This is a genomic window from Micromonospora sp. RB23 (assembly GCF_053585025.1).
Map to the genome: position 1 here is coordinate 2,462,643 of NZ_CM132111.1, position 19,968 is coordinate 2,482,610.

Annotated in this window: 16 protein-coding genes; 9 read left to right on the forward strand and 7 right to left on the reverse strand. The window is 72.4% G+C overall.

Annotated features, from left to right (window positions below):
- Positions 1 to 34: 34 nt before the first annotated feature.
- From ACTFTM_RS11270 to ACTFTM_RS11285, 4 genes are read left to right on the forward strand one after another with little or no spacing between them, the layout of a single operon-like run.
- Complete coding sequence (locus tag ACTFTM_RS11270; protein ID WP_449565740.1) at positions 35 to 1,000, forward strand: NAD-dependent epimerase/dehydratase family protein; 966 nt, start codon at positions 35 to 37, stop codon at positions 998 to 1,000.
- Positions 997 to 2,415 (forward strand): lipopolysaccharide biosynthesis protein, encoded by a 1,419-nt coding sequence (locus ACTFTM_RS11275; protein WP_449565741.1) that lies wholly within the window; start codon positions 997 to 999, stop codon positions 2,413 to 2,415. The genes ACTFTM_RS11270 and ACTFTM_RS11275 overlap by 4 nt, the downstream gene beginning before the upstream one ends.
- Positions 2,412 to 3,599 (forward strand): glycosyltransferase, encoded by a 1,188-nt coding sequence (locus tag ACTFTM_RS11280; protein WP_449565742.1) that lies wholly within the window; start codon positions 2,412 to 2,414, stop codon positions 3,597 to 3,599. The genes ACTFTM_RS11275 and ACTFTM_RS11280 overlap by 4 nt, the downstream gene beginning before the upstream one ends.
- Positions 3,596 to 4,849, forward strand: a complete 1,254-nt coding sequence (locus ACTFTM_RS11285) for a glycosyltransferase (RefSeq protein WP_449565743.1) — start codon at positions 3,596 to 3,598, stop codon at positions 4,847 to 4,849. Before ACTFTM_RS11280 ends, ACTFTM_RS11285 begins: the two co-directional genes overlap by 4 nt.
- A 70-nt stretch (positions 4,850 to 4,919) precedes the next feature.
- Here the strand turns inward: ACTFTM_RS11285 and ACTFTM_RS11290 are convergent, their stop codons facing one another.
- Genes ACTFTM_RS11290 through ACTFTM_RS11300 form a run of 3 tightly spaced genes read right to left on the reverse strand, consistent with a single transcriptional unit; the run spans position 4,920 to position 8,474 of the window.
- Positions 4,920 to 6,386: an O-antigen ligase family protein gene (locus ACTFTM_RS11290; protein ID WP_449565744.1), complete on the reverse strand. Its 1,467-nt coding sequence runs from the start codon at positions 6,384 to 6,386 to the stop codon at positions 4,920 to 4,922.
- A gap of 58 nt (positions 6,387 to 6,444) precedes the next feature.
- Positions 6,445 to 7,437: a dTDP-4-dehydrorhamnose reductase family protein gene (locus tag ACTFTM_RS11295; protein WP_449565745.1), complete on the reverse strand. Its 993-nt coding sequence runs from the start codon at positions 7,435 to 7,437 to the stop codon at positions 6,445 to 6,447.
- Positions 7,434 to 8,474, reverse strand: coding sequence for a polysaccharide biosynthesis protein (locus ACTFTM_RS11300; protein ID WP_396801851.1), 1,041 nt, complete (start codon positions 8,472 to 8,474; stop codon positions 7,434 to 7,436). The genes ACTFTM_RS11295 and ACTFTM_RS11300 overlap by 4 nt, the downstream gene beginning before the upstream one ends.
- A 314-nt stretch (positions 8,475 to 8,788) precedes the next feature.
- Here ACTFTM_RS11300 and ACTFTM_RS11305 point away from each other — a divergent pair, with 314 nt between their 5' ends.
- The 4 genes from ACTFTM_RS11305 (at position 8,789) to ACTFTM_RS11320 (ending at position 12,811) form a co-directional block, all read left to right on the forward strand.
- A complete protein-coding gene (locus ACTFTM_RS11305) occupies positions 8,789 to 9,478 on the forward strand; it encodes a sugar transferase (RefSeq protein WP_449566608.1) in 690 nt (229 codons plus the stop codon).
- Positions 9,475 to 10,401, forward strand: a complete 927-nt coding sequence (locus ACTFTM_RS11310) for an NAD-dependent epimerase/dehydratase family protein (protein ID WP_449565746.1) — start codon at positions 9,475 to 9,477, stop codon at positions 10,399 to 10,401. The genes ACTFTM_RS11305 and ACTFTM_RS11310 overlap by 4 nt, the downstream gene beginning before the upstream one ends.
- A 5-nt stretch (positions 10,402 to 10,406) precedes the next feature.
- Complete coding sequence (locus ACTFTM_RS11315; RefSeq protein WP_449565747.1) at positions 10,407 to 11,648, forward strand: glycosyltransferase family 4 protein; 1,242 nt, start codon at positions 10,407 to 10,409, stop codon at positions 11,646 to 11,648.
- A gap of 215 nt (positions 11,649 to 11,863) precedes the next feature.
- On the forward strand, positions 11,864 to 12,811 hold the full coding sequence (locus ACTFTM_RS11320) for a DUF389 domain-containing protein (RefSeq protein ID WP_449565748.1): 948 nt from the start codon (positions 11,864 to 11,866) through the stop codon (positions 12,809 to 12,811).
- Here ACTFTM_RS11320 and ACTFTM_RS11325 read toward each other — a convergent pair.
- Together ACTFTM_RS11325 and ACTFTM_RS11330 are read right to left on the reverse strand one after the other, a co-directional pair.
- Entirely contained in the window at positions 12,741 to 13,208 is a 468-nt protein-coding gene (locus ACTFTM_RS11325; RefSeq protein WP_449565749.1) for a hypothetical protein, read from the reverse strand. The genes ACTFTM_RS11320 and ACTFTM_RS11325 overlap by 71 nt on opposite strands.
- 219 nt (positions 13,209 to 13,427) lie before the next feature.
- Positions 13,428 to 15,956: a Tex family protein gene (locus ACTFTM_RS11330; protein ID WP_449565750.1), complete on the reverse strand. Its 2,529-nt coding sequence runs from the start codon at positions 15,954 to 15,956 to the stop codon at positions 13,428 to 13,430.
- Between the two features lie 175 nt (positions 15,957 to 16,131).
- Between ACTFTM_RS11330 and ACTFTM_RS11335 the strand changes: the two genes are divergently transcribed.
- A complete protein-coding gene (locus ACTFTM_RS11335; protein ID WP_449565751.1) occupies positions 16,132 to 17,643 on the forward strand; it encodes a deoxyguanosinetriphosphate triphosphohydrolase family protein in 1,512 nt (503 codons plus the stop codon).
- A gap of 23 nt (positions 17,644 to 17,666) precedes the next feature.
- Here the strand turns inward: ACTFTM_RS11335 and ACTFTM_RS11340 are convergent, their stop codons facing one another.
- Both ACTFTM_RS11340 and ACTFTM_RS11345 read right to left on the reverse strand, forming a co-directional pair.
- Positions 17,667 to 18,812 carry an MBL fold metallo-hydrolase gene (locus ACTFTM_RS11340; protein ID WP_449565752.1) on the reverse strand — a complete coding sequence of 382 codons (1,146 nt, stop codon included), beginning with the start codon at positions 18,810 to 18,812 and terminating at the stop codon, positions 17,667 to 17,669.
- A gap of 113 nt (positions 18,813 to 18,925) precedes the next feature.
- The gene (locus ACTFTM_RS11345; protein ID WP_449565753.1) at positions 18,926 to 19,927 is read right to left on the reverse strand and encodes a serine hydrolase; all 1,002 of its coding nucleotides are present in this window, start codon (positions 19,925 to 19,927) and stop codon (positions 18,926 to 18,928) included.
- Positions 19,928 to 19,968 lie beyond the last annotated feature (41 nt).

The following is a 19,968-nucleotide window of genomic DNA, read 5'->3' on the forward strand; positions in this document are numbered from 1 at the left end:
ATGAACAGGTGATTTGCCGTAAACGGGGGTTTTCATGCGCATTCTGATCACCGGCGGAGCCGGTTTCATCGGGTCAAATCTGGCCCGCGCCGCGATGGTCGAGCCCACCATCGGCAGGGTGACCGTCCTCGACGACCTCTCGGTCGGGCTGCGGACCAACCTCGACGGTCTGGACATCGAGCTGATCGAGGGCTCGATCCTGGACCCGGCCGCCCTGGACGCCGCGATGACGGGCCGCGACGCGGTGGTCCACCTGGCCGCGTTGCCCAGCGTTCCCCGCTCGCTGAGTGACCCGCTGGCCTCTCACCACGCGAACGCCACCGGCACCCTCATGGTGTTGGAGGCGGCGCGACGACACCGGGTCGCGCACGTCGTCGTCGCCTCCTCCTCGTCGGTGTACGGCATGAACCCGGCCCTGCCCAAGACCGAGCTGACCTGGACCCGCCCGATGAGCCCGTACGCGGCCAGCAAGCTCGCCACCGAGGCGTACGCCCTGGCCCACCAGGCGTCGTTCGGGCTGCCGACAGTGGCTTTCCGCTTCTTCAACGTGTTCGGCCCGGGGCAGCGGCACGACCACGCGTACGCGGCCGTCATCCCCCGCTTCGTGCACGCCGCCCTCCGCGACGAACCCGCGGTGGTGCACGGCGACGGAACGCAGTCGCGCGATTTCACCTACGTGGGTACGGTCTGCGACGTCATCCTGGACGCTGTCCGCCGACGGGTACACCACCCGCATCCGGTGAACCTCGCCTTTGGCGCGCGGGCCAGCCTCTTGCAGGTTCTCGACGAGCTCGAGTGGTTGTGCGGCCGACCGATCGTCCGCGAGTACGCGCCGCCACGCACCGGCGATGTCGCGCACTCCCTCGCCGACAACGCCGCGCTGCGTCATCTCTTCCCGAACGTCGCACCTGTCGCCCGTGCGGAGGGCCTGCGGGCGACGGTCGAGTGGATGGCCGGTCGGTTGGACGCCGAGCGCGCCGTAGCCGCCGCACCTCGGTGACCCGGGCAGCGAGTCGGGCCGTACCGGAGCCGCTGGCCCGTGTGCCGGCCGCCGCGCCACCGACCGGAATCACGCTCGCGCCCGGCGCGCGGCCGCCGGCGGCGTCGAAGGACCGGGACCGCTCCGTCACGGTGGGCATCGCCGCCGCGATGGTGGCGAAAGGCATCGGCCTGGCCGCCCCGCTGGTCATCACCCCGGCCTGCTTCCGATTCCTCGGCGACCAACGGTACGGCCTCTGGATGGCGGTCACCGCCCTCACCGGGATGGCCTGGTTCGCCGATCTGGGACTGGGCAACGGGCTGCTCACCCGGCTCAGTCACCTGGCCGACGACCCCCGGCAACAGGCCCGGGAGGTTTCCAGCGCGTTCGCCACCCTCGGTGTGGTCGCGGTGGCGCTGCTCGCGGGTCTCGTGCTTGTCGTACCCGTGGTGCCCTGGGCCGCGCTGTTCGACGTCACTGACCCAGGTGTCGCCGCGGAGGCGCCCGCCCTGGTCCTGCTCTGCTTCGGCGCCTTCGCGGTCAACATTCCGCTCTCGCTGGTCCAGCGGACCCAGTACGCCCGTGGCCAGGTGGTGCAGAGCAACATCTGGCAGGCGGCAGGCGCACTCACGGGCATGGCTGCCGTGCTCGGCGCCATCGCCGCCGGGTGGCGACCACTGGCGGTCATCGCCTGCGCGGTGCTGGCCGTGCCGGTGACCAACCTGCTCAACTGCGTGACGTACTTCTGGTTGCAGGATCGCGGACGGCGGCCGGGCCCGAAGCTCGTGCACCGGGCCACAGCGGTCGGCCTGCTTCGGTTGGGTCTGCGGTTCTTCGCGCTGACCACGATGTCGGCGATCGCGCTGAACGTGGACAGCCCGCTCGTCGCGAACGTCCTCGGGGCCACCACGGCGGCGCACTACGCGGTGGTGGGGAAGCTGTTCGGTGTCCTCTCGATCTTCGTCGGGCTGGTCGGTATGACTGTCTGGCCGGTCAACGGCGCGGCGCTGGCGCGGGGCGAGGTGGCCTGGGTGCGTCGCAACACGCGCCGCATGGTGCTGCTCTACGGGGCGATCGTGGGGGCGGTCGGGGTCCTGCTGGTCGCCTACGGCCACCGGCTGATCGACCTGTGGGTGGGCGGCATCGATCGCACCGAGATCCCGCTCGCGGTTCTGGTCGGGCTGGCGATCTGGTCCCTTCTGATCGCCGTCACCTCGCCGCTGATCCTGGTGCAGAACAGCATCGGGTTGCTTCGGCCGCAGTTCGTCGGCTGGGCCACGTTCCTGCTCCTGGCGACCGCGCTCAAGGTCTGGGCGCTGCGGCGGTTCGGGCTCGCCGGCCTGCCGGTGGCGGCCTGTGTCGCGTACGTGCTCACCATGTGGCCTGCCGTGTTCGTGGGGTACCGGCGGGCGGTCACCGGGGGAGCGTCGACGTGACCGGGGAGTGCCGGGTGCTGCGGGTCGTCGGCGAGCTGAACTTCGGCGGTACCGAGATGCGTACCGCCGAACTGCTGCCCCGGCTCTGGGCCGCCGGCGTCCAGGTGCACCTCGCGACGCTCAGCGACCGCGTCGGGCCCGGCCCGCTGGCCGGCGTTGTCAGCAGGCACGGCGGCACGGTCACCCCGATCCCGCTCGATCTCCGCTTCGCCGCCCGGTTCCTCGGACTGCTGCGGCGGCTACGCCCGGACGTGGTGCACGTCGACTGCGCCAACTTCTCCGGGGTGCTGCTCGCGCTCGCCGCCCTCTGCGGTGTGCCCGTCCGCGTCGCCCACTTCCGGGGTGATGACAACCAGCACCGCGATCTGCGCCGACGTGTCTACCGCTGGGCCTTCAGGCGGCTGCTGCGGGTCTTCGCCACCGACATCCTCGGCGTCTCGCCCAGCTCGCTCGCCGTCGCCTACGACCCGCGCTGGCATCACGATCTCCGCTGCCGGGTGGTGCTCAACGGACTTGACCTCGACCGGCTGCACCGCCCCAGTCAGGACGACCTACGCGAGCTGATCGGCGCGGGCCCGGCCGACCTGGTCTGCGTCAGCGTCGGCCGGGCTTCGCCGGAGAAGCGGCGCTGGCTCCTGCCGCCGATCCTCGCCGAGTTGCAGGCACGGGGAGTGCGGGCCCACGCGGTCCTCATCGGACCGGGGGACGACGTCGACGACGAGCGCGTCCGGGCGGCGGCGGCCGCCGTCGGTCTCGCCGAGCGGGTGCACCTGTTGGGCCCGCGCGACGACGTGGGCGGGCTGTTGAGCCAGGCCGACGTGGTCGTCCACCCGTCCTGCCTGGAAGGGCTGCCCGGGGGCGTGCTGGAGCCTGTCGCCCTGGGCATCGGCACGGTCGCCGCCGACCTGCCGGGGGTGCGCTTCATCAACGAGCATCTGTCCGGCGTGACGATCGTCGACACCGAGGCCACGCCGAGGCAGTGGGCGGGCGCGGTGTGCGTGGCGGCGACGTACACCGAGCAGACCTCGGCCTCGACGGCAGCGGAACAATTCGCGCGCAGCGTCTTCGCCATCGACACGGCGGTCACCACCCACCTGGCGATCTACCGCCGGTGGGTGTCGAGCCGTCCGCACCGTCCGGCGCGGCCCGGGCCGCCCGCCTTCTCGACACGGGGAGAGAGATGAACGATCAGACAACGGTGCTCGGCCGGCAACCGCAACCGGAGGCGGGGTCGACCGCCCGGGCTGCCCGGCCGCGTCCACTGCTGGTGGGCGCGTACGCGTTTCCGTACGGGGACGCCACCTCGAACCGTCTGCTGCAACTCGCCCGTTGCGCCGCGCCCGAGGGTGCGCGCACGCTCGTTGTCAACGACTGGCCGTGCGAGGTGGCCTTTCCGGCCGGGCAGCTCGGCGCGGCCGGCATCGACCTGGTCACCCTGCGGATCCGGGGTCGGCACCACCTCACCCGCGCGTCGGCCCGGCTGGCCCGGCCGCTGCGGGTCCTGCGGGCCGTCCGCCGGGCCCGTGTGGGTCGCGGTGACGTGAGCGTCGTGCTGTTGCCGATGGCCCTGCTGACCCTCGGCAACTGGGCGACCCTGCGCCTCGTGCTGCGCTGCCCGGTGGTGGTGGACGCCAGCGAGCGCCACGACCGACGGCAGTTCCGCCGCGGGTGGCTCACCCCGTACTTCGTCCGGCATCGCTGGTCGACGTTCCTGGCGACCCGGCTCGTGGATCGGGCCACGGCGGTCTCCACCACGCTGGCCGACTACCTGACGGGCCACGGCCTGGACGTGCTGGTGGTGCCGCCGCAGGTGGACTGCGACGAGTTCCGGGCGCCGCAACCACCCCCGATCAGTGCCGGGCTGCGCCTGCTCTACGCCGGCACACCCGGGCGCAAGGACATGCTCGACGTGATCCTGCGGGGGCTCAGCCGGCTCACTCCGGAACAGCAGCGGCGGGTCAGCCTCACTATCGCCGGGGTGAGCGCGCGGGACGCCGCCGCCCACTCCGATCTGGACGTGACGGTGCTGGACGCCGTCTCGGCCGATGTGCGGTTCCTCGGCCGCGTTCCGCGCGAGACCGTGCTGACCCTCCTGTCGGAGTCGCACTTCTCGATGCTGGTCCGCCCCACCGGCGGGTACGCGGCCAACGGTTTTCCGTCCAAGGTTCCCGAGAGCCTCGCCGCCGGGTGCCCGGTGCTGCTCAACCACACGAGTGACCTGGCCACCTACGTCCACGACGGGATCGAGGGTCTGGTGCTCGACGGCAACGGCCCGGACGACGTCCGGGTGGCCATCGAGCGGGCGTTGCGGTTGCGCGACGAGGAGTGGGCGGCGATGAGCGGAGCTGCCCGTTCCCGGGCCCGAGAGTCGTTCGACCACCGTGCCTGGCGTGACCGCGTCAGCGCCTTCGTGACGGCGGGCCGGGGCGCCTGAGGCGACGCCCGCCGGCCGAACGCACGCGCCAGGGCATCCCGGGGGCTGCCATCAGCGCGGCCGGCGGCACTCAGCGCAGCAGGACGACGGGTCGGCGCGGCGTGCCGTCGTCGACCATGCCGGACCGCTGCCGGCGCGCCTCAGCGTGGGGCAGGTTGGCGCGAGCGGCCGCCCGGTCGGCGGGAGCCCGATCCTTCGGCAGGTGCAGCAGCGCGGCGGCGACCACGGTCCAGAACACGTACGGATAGGTCTGGCCCGTGCCGAACATGGCCGACTCGGTGACCTGGATCAGCAGGCCGGTGACGACGAGCCAGACCAGCCCCGCGTCGGCCCGCCGCACCGGGGCCCGCACCACGACCCGTCCGGCGGCCACCAGCAGCACCACCAGCGGTGGCACCGCGGCGAGCCCCAACTCCAGCAGCAGTTGGAGGTAGCTGTTGTGCACCACGCTGACGCCGGCGGTCCCGAAGAACTCGTCGGCGCTGGCCAACTCGAACAGGTGATTCCGCGACGCGTACCCGAAGCCCAGCGTGGGGCGGTTCTGCCACCACAGGTCGATGGTCGTCTGCCACATCTGGGTCCGCCCGTTGGACAGGTCGCCGCCGGTCGGGTCGGTGAAGCGCATGACGAACTGGCGCATCCAGGGTGCGGCGAAGATGGTGGGCAGCAGGTTGAGCAGGTGTGCCACCAGCAGCAGGGCGGTCGCCCCCGCGACCAGCTGGACCACCCGGCCGAGCCCGTGGCGCATCAGGATCCAGAGCGCGCCGACGAGCACGGCGATCAGCGCGGTCCGCGACTGGGACAACAGGAGGCTGATGGCGGCCGGCGCCATGCCGAGGAGCGTGACGGGCCGCCGGGACTGCCGGTGGACGGCCCAGCCCAGCGGAATCGTCAGGGCGCAGACGATGCCGAGCATGTTCGGGTTGTTGTAGAGGCCCTGGAACCGGGCGACGCTCGAGGTCGCCGCGACGAGCGTGCCGTCGACGAACCCGATGCCGAGACTGACCACGATGGACGCGGTGAGGACCAGGTAGACCACGCGCAGGTCGGCCATCATGACCGCCCGATCGGGCCATCGACGCCGGACGAGTACGTGCACCAGAGCGGCCAGTAGCAGCAGCGCGACGCCCCGCTGGAGGGTCTCCATCGGCACCACCGACCAGGCGAAGCTCACCGTGGCGAGACCCGCCATCGCCCAGAGCGCGCCGACGAACACGCCGGTCCAGGCATCGCTGCGTGCCGGCGTCCGGACCGGGAGGCAGAGGCCCCAGAGGACCAGGCCGCTGACCGCCGCGTACCGAGGATAGAAGCTGGCCTCGACGAGCGCCGGCACGTTGGACGAGGCGCACACCAGTAGCCCCATCGTCAGGGTCAGCATCCACCGCCAGCCGTCGACCCGCCGGCTGAAGGCGAGCAGCAGCACCAGCGCGACCAACCCGGTCGCTACGAGCGGGGCGGTGACGGCGGCGATGGTGGTGACCACCACCAGACACGTCGCGACGACGAGCAGGCCCAGTTGGCCCATCCGGTTTCCCACGTGATGTCCTTTGAAGTCCGGCCGCAGGCGTTGCCCGCGGTCGTTGGGTGGACCGCTCTCAGCGGGGCAGGTCCTGTAGGCCCGGTTGGGCCGTTTCGGCAGCCCAGCGGGCCCTGGCGGCGTGCATCGCCCGGATCATGTCCGGCCAGTGCGGCGGCCGGTACCCGGTGGCCTCGGCGAGGGCGTCCGCGTTCATCGACCGGTCGCAGGTGAACTCGTCGTCCGGGACGAGGTCACCGGGCCACCCGTACACCTCGGCGATCAAGCGGAGCAGGTCGTACTTGGAGATCGGCTCGGCGGCGACGTGGTAGAGCCCGGCCAGCTCCGTCCGGGGCAGGATCACCGTCCGGAGCAGTCGGGCGAACTCGACAGTCGTCACGCCGCTGTAGATGGCCCTCGTGAAACCTCGTACCTGGCCCCGCTGGGAGAGGAACCAGTCCACGAGTGAGCGGTTCGTGACCAGCTCGTGCCCGATGATCGAGGTGCGGAGGGTGAGCGCGGAGACCCCGCGCGCCTCACCCAGCAGCTTCGACCGGCCGTACAGGTCTGGTGGGTCCGGCAGGTCGTCCTCGACGTAGCCGCCCCGCCGGCCGGAGAAGACACAGTCGGTGCTGACGTGGATCAGGCGACTGCCGAGGCGCCCGCAGGCATCGGCGAGCAGATGGGGAAAGAGCGCGTTGAGGGTGACCGTCTGCACCGCGTCCTGCACGTCCGGCCGTTGCTTGATCACACCCACGCAGTTGACGACGACGTCCGGCCGCAGCTCCTCGACGATCCGCCGGACCTCGTCGAAGCGGGTCGCGTCGACGGCCGGGGTGATCCGGTCGAGCAGACGCGGGGGGTACCATCCCGCGCGGTCCTGGATGCTCCGGGCGACGCCGTGCACGTCGAGATCCGCGTCGTCGCTCAGCTCCCGCAGGACAGCGTGGCCGAGCATGCCGGTGACGCCGACGACGAGGACCCGTCGCGTCCGGCGCGGCTCGTCCTCGCCGGGGCCGCTGCGTCGGCGGGGGACGAACTCCGGTCGCCGGCCACCGGTGCCGGTGTTCATGCCGTTACGACCGCCGCCGCGGCCTCGACCTGCGCCCGTACCTCGGGCAGCGTCAGCAGCAGCGCTTCGATCTCCGGTACGGACAGCCGCCGGGCGTTGTGCGAGTGGAAGTCGGCCATGTTGCCGCTCTCGACGTCGCCCTCCTCGAAGTAGAGGGAGTAGTTGAGGTCACGACTGTCCACCGGCACCCGGAGGAACTCGCCGAGGTCCTCGACGTGGGCGAGTTCCTCGCGGCTGGCCAGGGTCTCGTACAGCTTCTCCCCGTGCCGGATGCCGAGCACGTTGAACTTCGCCGGGACGCGGAACAGGTTGCACAGTGCGGTGGCCAGATCGCCGATGGTGCAGGCGTCGGCCTTGCGGATGAAGACGTCGCCGGGCTGGCCGTACCGGAAGGCGTGCTCCACCAGGTCGACCGACTGCGGCAGGGACATCAGGAACCGGGTCATCGACGGCTCGGTGACCGTCGGCAGACCACCGCGCAGGATCTGGTCGATGAACAGCGGGATCACCGATCCGCGTGAGTACATGACGTTGCCGTAGCGCACGCAGCAAACCCGGGTACGCGCCTGGGGATTGTTGCGGGAGTGCGCCTGGGCGACCTTCTCCATGAGCGCCTTGGTCATGCCCATCGCGTTTACCGGATAGACGGCCTTGTCGGTGCTCAACAGCACCAGCGCCTCGACGCCGACGCGTTCGCAGGCGTCCACCACGTTCGCGCTGCCGAGCACATTGGTGCGGACCGCCTCCAGTGGGAAGAACTCGCACGAGGGGACCTGCTTCAGAGCTGCGGCGTGAAAGACGAATTCCATTCCCCGCGCGGCCTTGAGCACACTGTCGTAGTCGCGGACGTCACCGACGTAGTACCGGACCCGGTCGTCGCCGAGGCGGTGCCGCATCGCGTCCTGCTTCGACTCGTCACGGCTGAGCACGCGCACCTCGGCGGCCCCGGCGTCGAGCAGTCGGGAGACCATCGTCTGACCGAAGGATCCCGTGCCACCGGTGATCAGGAATCGCCGGTCCGAAAGCGAGGAAACCACATCTTCTCCTGCCTGTTTCCCGAGGGCCGACCTCGAGATTCGGATTCTCGTCGAACGCGACCCTACGCGCGGATAAGTGGCACCGTGACCTCTTCCGCTAAACGGAATTGGAGTCGCGTTCGACCGTCCCCGGCGGCCGTCGGCGAATATGCGAACAAGGCTCGGCGTTGCCGAAATATCCGTTCGGCCCGCGTTGTCGGCGCGCCGAAGTCGTTAGCGCTAAAGACGGAGTTGGCCTTCCGGAAAGGTGGTATGCGTACTCCATGCCAAAAGTTGCTCTCCACGCGGCGCACCCGACCTCCGGTGCCTCCGACCTGACGACCGGTCGGGAAACACGTCGGGAAGGCACTGCGACACGGCGACCCTATGATCGTTGGAAGCGCCTTCTCGACGTACTCGGCGCTCTTCTGGTTCTGGTTCTCGGCGCTCCCGTGCTGGCGCTGGTGGCCCTCGTGGTGCTCGTGGCGCACGGGCGGCCGGTGCTGTTCCGGCAGACCCGCCCGGGGCTGCACGGCGAGCTGTTCGAGGTGGTCAAGTTCCGGACCATGCGCCACCCCGATCCGGATCGAGGGCTGGTGAGCGACGCGGATCGGCTGACCCGGGTGGGCCGCTGGCTGCGGGCCAGCAGCCTCGACGAGCTGCCGGAGTTCTGGAACGTGCTGCGCGGCGAGATGAGTGTGGTCGGTCCCCGCCCGCACCTCGTGCGCTACCTCAGCCTCTACAACGCGGAACAGGCCCGACGGCACGACGTGCGACCGGGCATCACCGGGCTGGCCCAGGTGCGTGGCCGCAACGCGCTGGACTGGGACGCGAAGTTCACCTACGACGTCGAGTACGTCGACCGCCGCTCCTTCCTGCTGGACCTGCGGATCGTCCTGGCCACGATCCGGGTGGTGCTCAGCCGCCAGGGCATCTCCGCGCCGGGCGCGGCCACCTGGCACGAGTTCACCGGCAACCCACCCGCGCAGGCGACCGTCGACCACGACTCCGCCCACCGGCGATGAACCGGGTCCTGCTCCTGGGGGCCGGCGGATTCCTCGGCCGGCACATCCGGACGGCGCTGGCCGCCCACGCCACCGTCCGGTCGATCACCCGCGCCGAGTGTGACCTGGTCCGGGTCGAGCTGCGCGACCTGACCGCGCTCATCGCCCGGGAGCGACCGGACACGGTGGTGACGGCGGCCGGACGGATCGTCGGCTCCGGCCACGACTTCGTGCAGGCGCACGTGGTGGCGACCGCGAAGCTGATCGAAGCGGTGGCCGCCGCCGCCCCCGGAGCCCGCCTGATCCGGATCGGTTCGGCCGCCGAGTACGGCACCGTGCCGCACGGCCTCGCCGTCAGTGAGGAGTACCAGGGCACACCCGTCAGCGAGTACGGGCTCAGCCACCTGGCCGCCACGCGGTTGGCGGAGCTGGCCGGCGGGGCGGGCCGACTCGACACGATGGTGCTGCGCATCTTCAACCCGGTCGGGCCCGGGATGCCGGCGGGCAACGTGCTCACTCGGGTGACCGCGATGGTGCGGTCGGCGGTCGCCACCGGAACGCAGGACATCGCCGTGGGCCTGCACGACACGTACCGGGACTTCGTCGACGTCCGGGACGTCGCCTCGGCGGTCCTCGCCGCGGCGAGCTGCCGCCCGGGGCCCGCCCGGGTCTTCAACGTGGGCAGCGGTAGGGCGGTGGCGACGCGCGATGTCGTCCGGCTGCTGGCGGAGGTGTCCGGCTTCACCGGTGACATCCGGGACGGCAGCTTCGCGCCGGACGCCGATCGCTCAGCCGCCGTGCCGTGGATGTGCGCCGACATCGAGCGCGCGAACCGGGTGCTCGGGTGGACGCCCGCACACGACCTCGGTGATTCGCTGGCAACGCTGTGGCAGGCCGACGGCGACCAGCCTGCCCGTCCCGTCGCCGGCTCGGCAGCGAGGTGAAGCCCATGCGGATCGGCATGCTCAGCCAGTGGTTCGACCCGGAGCCGGGCGCCGCCGCGCTCCCCGGGATGCTCGCTCGGGCTCTCGTCCGCCGAGGACACGAGGTCCAGGTCCTGACCGGATTCCCCAACTACCCGACCGGCGAGTTGACGCCCGGCTACCGGATGACCCGTCGGCTCGACGAGGTCGACGGGACGACGCGGATCCGTCGGGTGGCCCTCTATCCCAGCCATGACCGCTCCGCGCTGCGCCGGCTGGCGAACTACGGTTCCTTCGCCACCTCGGCGCTGGTGTCCGGCACGTCGGCGCTGCGCGGCGTGGACGCCCTCTGGGTCGGTAACTCGCCGATCAGCGTCGCCCTGCCGATGTGGTTCACCAGGTACGTCCAGCGGGTGCCGGTGCTGCTGCACGTGCTGGACCTGTGGCCCGACAGCGCGGTGGCCAGCGGCTTTCTCGGCACCGACCGGGTGTCCCGGATGATCGAGCGGGGAATGAGCAGCTGGTGCGGTGGGATGTACCGCAGCGCCGGCCGGATCGCGTACGTCTCGCCCAGCGCCGCCGACCTGCTCGCCGGCCGAGGCGTACCCCGGGAGAAGCTCGTCCACATTCCGGTGTGGGCCGACGAGACGCCGCGGACGGGCGTCGCGGACCTGCGCGCCGAGCTCGGGCTCCGGGACGACCAGGTGGTGCTGGTGTACGCCGGCACGCTCGGGGAGGCGCAGGGGCTCGACTCGCTCGTCGACGCCTGCGCCAGGGTCAACGATCCGCGACTGGTCTGCCTGATCGCCGGCTCCGGCACCACGGAGGAGCGGCTGCGCCGTCGGGCCGAGGACCTGAACGCGTCACACGTGCGGTTCCTCGGGCGGCTGCCCCGGGAGCGGATGCCGGCGTTGATGGCCACCGGTGACGCGCACTACGTGAGCCTGCGACCCGGCGGCATGTCGGCGTACACGATGCCCAGCAAGGTGCAGGCCACCCTCGCTGCCGGGCGGGCTCTGCTGGTCGCCGCGCAGGGGGACGCCGCCGCGGTCGCGCACGACAGCGGCGCGGGCATCACCGCCCGGCCCGGTGACCCCGACTCGATCGCCGACGCTCTACGGGAACTCTGCGACCTGGGCCGGGAGAAGCTCGAGCTGCTCGGTCAGGCCGGCCGGGCGCACTACGAGCGGGTCTTCTCCGTGGCCGCCGGCGCCGAACGGGTCGAGCAGGCGCTCTGCGAGGCGGTGGAGAGCCACCGACGGCGCTGACCCGGTGCGGCTCGTTTCCGAGTGGGCGGCTCGTCCAGACTGGTGGCGCGCGGCCACCGCCCGAGTGGGGTGAGTCGATCGCGGTCCTCGTCCAGGCCGAGGCTCCCGTTGTCGCCCCGGCCTTGTGCAGCTCCCGGCCTCGACGGGGCGAGCTGTAGAGTCGCGCCGGCCGGTCGGCGAGGGAAGCACCGGCCGGACCGGCGAGGGGATGGCGCGTGCTGCACCTGAGGGTGATCACCCCGGAGAGCAGGTCGACGGAGGTCGTCGACCTGCTCTCCGCAGAGGCGGGAGTGACTCACATCGCCGTGCTGCCGGGCGCCGCCCGGCAACCGCAGGGTGATCTCATCCTCTGCGACGTGGTGCGGGAGAGCGCGGACCGCGTGCTGCGGGAGTTGCGGCGGATCGGCGTGGACACCAGCGGCGGCATCGCGGCCGAGGACATCGAGCTGACCATCTCCGCGGCGGCCGACCGGGCGGCGGACCGGGCGCCGGGCAGCGGCGCGGACGCGGTGGTCTGGGACGAGATCGCCGCGAAGACCGGCGAGCAGACGGAACTGTCCGGCACGTACCTCGTACTGATCGTGGTGGCCACCATGATCGCCGGCATCGGGGTGCTGCTGGACCAGCCGATTCTCATCGTCGGGGCGATGGTCGTCGGTCCGGAGTTCGGCCCCCTCGCCGCGCTGTGCGTGGCGTTGCTGCGCCGCCGGCTCGGGGTGATCGGCCGCTCGGTGCAGGCCCTCGTGGTCGGCTTCGTGGCGGCCATGGTGGCGACCGTGCTGAGCACCTGGGCGCTGACCGCAGCCGGCCTGGTCAGCCGGGAGATGCTGCTCGCCGAACGCCCGCTCACCGACTTCATCTGGCGGCCGGACGCGCTGTCCTGGGTGGTCGGTCTCCTCGCCGGCGTGGCCGGGATGCTCTCGTTGACGTCGAAGAAGTCCGGCAGCCTGGTCGGGGTGCTGATCTCGGTGACGACGATCCCGGCCGCAGCGAACGTGGCGGTAGCCGCCGCCTACGGCGTATGGGACGAAGCGGGCGGCTCGGCGCTCCAACTGGTGATCAACCTGGGTGCGATCGTCCTGGCCGGCCTGCTCACCCTCGTGGTGCAGCAGGCCTGGTGGTGGGGTCTGGCTCGCCGGTCCCGTCGTCCAGCAGCCGGGTGAGCAGCGTCCGCAACGGGATCGACTCGCCGTCGCGTCCACCGGCCCCGACGACCAACGGCGCCGGGCTGGGTTCCGGGTCGGCGCCGAACAGCCGGGCCCGCAGACCTCCGGGCACGGTCAGCAGGTGGAACCGGCCGGCCACGTCCACCGCCCGGGTCTCGGCCCGGTCGACGTACCAGCCGGTCAGCCTGGTCCGGTAGCGCCCGCGGCCGTCGTAACCCCGGGCGACCAGCCGGGTGGTGCGCAGCCCCCGGCGGGTCGCCTCGGCCACGAACCACGCCACCAGCCTCGCCGCCTCGGCCTGCTCGGCGGCCCGCCGCCGCGCGTCCGCGTCGGCATGCGCGCGCACCGCCTGCTGCTGCTGTTCCCGCCACGTCCGGCCGTCCGGCTCACTCACGACGCCGACGGTACGCGACGGAGTTCAGTAAGGCAGCGCCTTGATCGCCGCTCTAGCCCCACCCCACCCCACCCACCCCACCCCACCCCACCCCACCCCGCCGGCTCGGGGTTGTCGATCATGGAGTTGTGGTGCCTGGCTTGGCGTTATGCGGGCGGTTTGTCACCCACCACAACTCCATGATCGACGGGGCGGCGCGGGGTTGACGTGCTGAGCGGGTCAGGCCAGGCCGGCGCGGCGCAGGGCTTCGGCCATCGCGTCGTTGGCCGGTGCGCCCTGCCGCTGCTGGCCGCCACGACCACCCTGGCCGCCGCGACCGGCCTGGCCTTCGCGACCACCCTGGCCGCCGCCACGACCACCCTGGCCGCCACGACCGGCCTGGACTTCGCGGCCACCCTGCCCGCCACCACGGCTGTCCTGACCGCCGCGACCCTGCTGTCCGCCGCCGCGACCGGCCTGGCCTTCGCGACCGCCCTGCCCGCTGCCGCGACCACCCTGCGGCCCGCGCTGCGCCGGGCCACCGCGCCCCTCCTGGCTCGTCCGACCACCACCGGCGGCCGGAGCCTCGTCGTCCAGGCGCAGGGTCAGCGAGATCCGCTTGCGGGGTACGTCCACGTCGAGCACCCGGACCTTGACCACGTCACCGGATTTCACCACCTCGCGGGGGTCCTTCACGAACGTCCGGGACATGGCCGACACGTGTACCAGGCCGTCCTGGTGCACGCCGACGTCGACGAACGCGCCGAACGCCGCCACGTTGGTGACCACGCCCTCCAGCACCATGCCCGGCGTCAGGTCGCTGATCTTCTCCACGCCCTCGACGAAGGTGGCGGTGCGGAACTCCGGCCGGGGGTCGCGGCCGGGCTTCTCCAGCTCGGCGAGGATGTCGGTGACGGTGGGCAGGCCGAACCGGTCGTCGACGAAGTCGGTGGCGCGCAGCCCGCGCAGGATGGCGCTCCTGCCGATCACCGCGCGCAGGTCCTGCCCGGTGCTGGCGAGGATGCGCCGCACCACCGGGTACGCCTCGGGGTGCACGCTGGACGAGTCCAGCGGGTCGTCCCCGCCGGGGATGCGCAGGAAGCCGGCGCACTGCTCGAACGCCTTGGGCCCGAGGCGGGCCACCTTCTTCAGCTCGGTACGCGACCGGAACGGCCCGTTGGCGTCCCGGTGCAGCACGATGTTCTCGGCCAGCCCGGCGCCGATCCCGGAGACCCGGGTCAGCAGCGGCGCGGACGCGGTGTTGACGTCCACCCCGACCGCGTTGACGCAGTCCTCCACGACGGCGTCCAGCGACCGGGACAGCTTCACCTCGGACAGGTCGTGCTGGTACTGGCCGACGCCGATCGACCGCGGGTCGATCTTGACCAGCTCGGCGAGCGGGTCCTGGAGGCGGCGGGCGATGGAGACCGCGCCGCGCAGCGAGACGTCCATGCCCGGCAGTTCCTGCGAGGCGTACGCGGAGGCGGAGTAGACCGACGCGCCCGCCTCGGAGACCATCACCTTGGTCAGGTTGAGCTGCGGGTGCCGCTTGATCAGGTCGCCGGCCAGCTTGTCGGTCTCCCGCGAGGCGGTGCCGTTGCCGATCGCGATCAGCTCCACCCCGTGCGCGCCGGCCAGCCGGGCGAGCGTCTCCACCGAGGCGTCCCACTGCCGGCGTGGCTCGTGCGGATAGATGGTGTCGGTGGCGAGCACCTTGCCGGTGGCGTCCACCACGGCCACCTTCACCCCGGTCCGCAGACCCGGGTCCAGACCCATCGTCGGCCGGGTGCCGGCCGGTGCCGCGAGCAGCAGGTCGCGCAGGTTGGTGGCGAAGACCCGTACGGCCTCCTCCTCGGCGGCCTGCCACAGCCGCATCCGCAGGTCCGCGCCGAGGTGGATGAGGATCCGGGTACGCCACGCCCAGCGGACCGTGTCGGCCAGCCAGCGGTCGGCCGGGCGGCCGGCGTCGGACACCCCGAACCGGCCGGCGATCATCGCCTCGTACCGGGTGGGACCGGTCGGGACGGCGTCGGACTCGCCGGCCTCGTCCGGCTCCATGGTCAGGTCGAGCACGCCCTCCTTCTCGCCCCGGAACATCGCCAGGATGCGGTGCGAGGGAAGCTTCGGGTACGGCTCGGAGAAGTCGAAGTAGTCGGCGAACTTCGCGCCGGCCGTCTCCTGACCCTCGCGTACCCGGGAGGCCAGGCGGCCCCGCGACCACATCTGCTCGCGCAGCGTGCCGATCAGGTCGGCGTCCTCGGCGAAGGTCTCGATGAGGATCGCCCGCGCGCCCTCCAGCGCGGCGGCGGCGTCGGCGACGCCCTTCTCCGCGTCGACGTACCCGGCGGCCGTGGCCCGGGGATCCTGGTCGGGGTCGGCCAGCAGCGTCTCGGCCAGCGGCGCGAGGCCGGCCTCGCGTGCGATCTGCGCCCGGGTCCGCCGCTTCGGCTTGTACGGCAGGTAGATGTCCTCCAGCCGCGACTTCGAGTCGGCGGCCATGATCTGCGCTTCCAGGGCCTCGTCCAGCTTGCCCTGGCCGCGGATCGACTCCAGCACGGCCGCCCGGCGCTCGTCCAGCTCCCGCAGGTACCGCAGCCGCTCCTCCAGGGTGCGCAGCTGGGTGTCGTCGAGCAGGCCGGTGGCCTCCTTGCGGTAACGGGCGATGAACGGCACGGTGGCGCCGCCGTCGAGCAGCTCCACGGCCGCCCGCACCTGACGCTCGGCCACGCCGAGCTCGTCGGCGATCCGCTGATGAACAGACTGGGTCACGATCTCGATCCGCCTTCGACTCGATCCGCCTTCACAGAGCGGCTACCGCCTGCATTCTGCCCGGCCGCCCCGGGCACCGTCGCCGCGCCCGGCCGGGTCGCGCCGTCCCAGCCCGGCGCCCGCGCCGGCCCGATCCGTCGACCGGTCCCTCCGGGCCTGCGCTAGCGTGGCGATCATGGAATCACCTGCGGAGCCGCGCGCCCGGCGGCTCTTCGGCGGCAGCGCCCGCGCCCTCGGCGACCTCACGGCCAACCCGTTCCGTGCCGATCGGGACCGGATCGTCGGCTCGCCCTTCTTCGCCCGCCTCGGCGGGGTCACCCAGGTGATCAGCCCGGTCGGCTCCGGACTGCTGGTGCACAACCGGCTCACGCACAGCCTCAAGGTCGCCCAGGTGGCCCGGGCCATCGCCGAGCGGTTGACGGCCGACGACCGGTGGCGGGATCTGCTGGACAAGCTCGGCGGCTGCGACCCCGACGTGGTGGAGGCCGCCGCGCTCGCCCACGACCTCGGCCACCCGCCGTTCGGCCACCTGGGCGAGCGGGTGCTCGACCGGCTGGCCCGCCAGCGCCTCGGCCTCGCCGACGGCTTCGAGGGCAACGCGCAGTCGTACCGGATCGTCACGAGCACCGAGATCCGGGGCGCCGCCACCACCGGGTTGGACCTGACCGCCGCTGTCCGCGCGGCGATGCTGAAGTACCCGTGGACGCGGCTGGACTACCCCGACCCCCACCCGCGCCTGCTGGACCCGCCGCCGCGTGGCGCCACCCCGCCACCCGACGACCCGGAGAGCGGCTCGTTGAAGTTCGGGGCGTACCGGACCGAGCTGGACGACCTGCGGCAGGCTCGGGAGCCCTTCGTCGGCCGCATCCCGGACTGGCAGCAGACCGTCGAGGCGTCCGTCATGGACACCGCCGACGACATCGCGTACGCCATCCACGACGTGGAGGACTTCTACCGCGTCGGGGTGCTCCAGCAGGGTGCGGTGTCCGCCGAGCTGATGGCCTGGCAGCGCGAGAGCGGGCACTTCCGGGCGATCACCGACGCGGCGCTGGCCACCTCGGCCCGACGACCCGGTGCGGCCATCGAGCGGCTGCGCCGGCAACTGCACCGCAAGGACGCCTGGGTCGCCGACGACGACGCGTTCGCCGCCGCCGTCGAACACGTCCGCGAGGAGCTGGTGGACGGGCTGCTCGCGATGCCGTTCGACGGCTCGATCGAGGCGGAGCAGTACGTGGCGCGGTTCTCCGCCCGCTGGTCCACCCGCTTCGTCGAGGCCATCACCGTGACCGACCAGCCGTCGGTGCGCTCCGGGTACGTGCTGCTCGGCTGCGCGCAGTGGCACGAGGTGCAGGTGCTCAAGTTCGTCCACCACCGGTTCGTGCTGGCCCGTCCCGACCTGGCCCTGCACCAGCGTGGTCAGGCCCGGCTGCTGGGCACCCTGGTGGAGGCGCTGTGGGAGTGGCTGCTCGACCCGGAGGAGGAGTCCCGCCTGCCCCGCCGCCTGCACGACCTGGTCGAGCTGGCCGAGGCGGAGTTGCACCCGCGTACGCCGCACCGGATCGGGCGCGCCCGGGGACGCGCCATCGTGGACTTCGTCGCGCAGCTCACCGACGGTCAGGCGGTCGCCATGCTGGACGCGCTCTCCGGTCGCTCTGGCGCGCTCTGGACCGACGCCTTCGTGCTCTGACCCCGTACGGCGTCCGGCGCGGCTCAGGCGACGGACTGCCACCATCCGTCGACGGCGGGCGGGTCGTCGACCACCACCCGCTCGCCGGGGCGGGGCACGGCGAGTCGCACGTCGCGGGCCTTCGCCTCGGCCCACAGCCGGTTCACCGGCTCGGACCAGTCGTGCAGGGCCAGGTTGAACGTCGCCCAGTGCACCGGGATGAACAGCCCGCCGCGCAGGTCGAGGTGGGCGTCGACCGCCTCCTCGGGGAACATGTGGATCGTCGGCCAGGCCCGGTCGTACGCGCCGATCTGCATCAGCGTCACGTCGAACGGACCGTGTTCGGCGCCGATCGCCGCGTACCCGGAGAAGTAGCCGGAGTCACCGGTGTAGAAGACCTTGCGCCGTGCCCCGGCGACCACCCAGGAGCTCCACAGCGTGCCGTCGCGGCGCAACCCGCGACCGGAGAAGTGCTGCGCGGCGGTGGCGGTGATCTCCAACCCGTCGACCCGGTGCGACTCGGACCAGTCCAGCTCGATGATCCGCTCGGCGGGCACCCCCCAACGGTCCAGGTGCGCGCCGACGCCCAGCGGCACCACGAACGGTGCCGACTGCCCGGCGACCAGCGCCCGCACGGTCGGCATGTCCAGGTGGTCGTAGTGGTCGTGGGAGATCAGGATGGCGTCGATCGGCGGTAGCTCGTCCAGGCGTACCGGCGGCTCGTGCAGGCGACGCGGGCCGACCACGCCGGACGGCGAGCAGCGGTCACTCCACACCGGGTCCAGCAGGACGCGCCGGCCCTCGATCTCGATCAGCGCCGAGGCGTGGCCGTACCAGACGATGTTCAGCTCGTCGGCGGTGTCGGCGGCCGGCGACGCGTCGGGCCGCAGTAGCGGCACGGGCGCGGTGGGGCGGCGCTTCTGCTTGCCGAAGATCAGTTCCCGGACCAGGTTACGACCCGGTTCGGCGGCGACCATCGTGCGGACGTCGGCCTGGTTGTGGAACGTGCCGTCGCGGAACTGCGGCGAGCGGGCCGCCCGCTCGGCCCGGGCGCCGGCGAGCCGGCCGCCCAGCGCCGCCGGCACGTCCCGTGCCACCCAGGCCAGGCCGGCCAGCGCGGCCAGTCCCGCCGTCGCCCGCATCCGTCGCCCGAGCGACCCCTGCCCGTCCGTACGTCCCGCTGGCGTCATCGCCGTCCCTCCGCCGTGTCCCGCACTACACGGTAGTTCCCCCGCGCGGCTCCCGCCCCGGCGGTGGCCCGCACCGGGCCGGTCGTCCCGCGACGACCGGCCCGGCAGTGGAGTCAGCCGCCGTTGCTGGGCCGCTGGGCGGTCGTCCGGTACGCGGTGCCCGCGCCACCGAGCCGGTCCACCGCGGCGAGGAACTTCGGACCCATGGCGGCCCGCGCCCGCACCGCCGGATGGGTCGCGCCGAAGTTGTCCGGGTCGGCCTGCCCGTCGGCGAAGAGCGCGTAGGTGAGCACCGCCGCGCCGGCCCGGTCGAAGATCACCCCGGCCTCGTGGCGGGCGTCGGCGAACCAGCCGGCCTTGGTGGCGATGCGGGCCCGCTCGTCGGAGGACATGGTGCGACGGATGCCGTCGGTGAAGGCCACGGGGGAGCGCAGCAGCCCGAGCAGGTGCGCCGTCGAGGCCGGCGAGAGCAGCGTGCCGGCGACCAGGGCCCGCAGCAGGTCGTGGGTTTCCCGCGGGGTGCTCGTGCCGAGGAAGAACCGGTTCGGGTTGGCCACCGGCTCGACCTGGGTGTTCGGGAAGCCCTTGGCGACCAGGATCGCGTTGATCTCGGCGGCCGGGGCGACCAGCCCGCACAGCCGTACCGCCGTGTCGTCCGAGACGGTCAGCAGGTTCGCCAGCACGTGCCCCAGCGTCACGCTGCTCGGGTACGCGCCGTCCAGGCTGAAGATGCCGTCACCACCCGGCACCACGATCGCCGCGGCCACCTCGACCCGCTGGTCCAGCGTCAGCAGTCCACGGTCGACCTTGTCCAACACGGCCGTCGCGACCGCGATCTTGTTGACGCTGTACGCCTCGATCCGCCGGTCGGCCTCGGCCGCCACCGCGACCACCGGCGCGCCCGCCGGGTCGGCCACGCTGACGTACGCCTGCCAGTTGCCGCCGGCTTCGCCGCTGTGACGGCCGAAGACGGCGGCGACCCGCCGGGCCGCCTGCGCGGGGGTGGTCGGTGTCGCCTCGGCGGCGCTGGCGGGGGTGGCCGCGGCGAGCACCGTGCCGGCGGTGGCCACCGTACCCAGTCCGAGGGCGGTCCTTCGGTTCAGTCGGATGGTCAATCGTCTCTCCCGTCGTGGGGCGCCGGAGCGCCTGCCGGCTG

Excerpts from the sequence above, each read along its gene's own strand:
- ACTFTM_RS11340 (WP_449565752.1), bottom strand. The coding sequence starts at position 18,812 with ATGACGCCAGCGGGACGTACGGACGGGCAGGGGTCGCTCGGGCGACGG.
- ACTFTM_RS11295 (WP_449565745.1), bottom strand. The coding sequence starts at position 7,437 with ATGAACACCGGCACCGGTGGCCGGCGACCGGAGTTCGTCCCCCGCCGA.
- ACTFTM_RS11285 (WP_449565743.1), top strand. The coding sequence starts at position 3,596 with ATGAACGATCAGACAACGGTGCTCGGCCGGCAACCGCAACCGGAGGCG.
- ACTFTM_RS11270 (WP_449565740.1), top strand. The coding sequence starts at position 35 with ATGCGCATTCTGATCACCGGCGGAGCCGGTTTCATCGGGTCAAATCTG.
- ACTFTM_RS11335 (WP_449565751.1), top strand. The coding sequence starts at position 16,132 with ATGGAATCACCTGCGGAGCCGCGCGCCCGGCGGCTCTTCGGCGGCAGC.
- ACTFTM_RS11310 (WP_449565746.1), top strand. The coding sequence starts at position 9,475 with ATGAACCGGGTCCTGCTCCTGGGGGCCGGCGGATTCCTCGGCCGGCAC.
- ACTFTM_RS11315 (WP_449565747.1), top strand. The coding sequence starts at position 10,407 with ATGCGGATCGGCATGCTCAGCCAGTGGTTCGACCCGGAGCCGGGCGCC.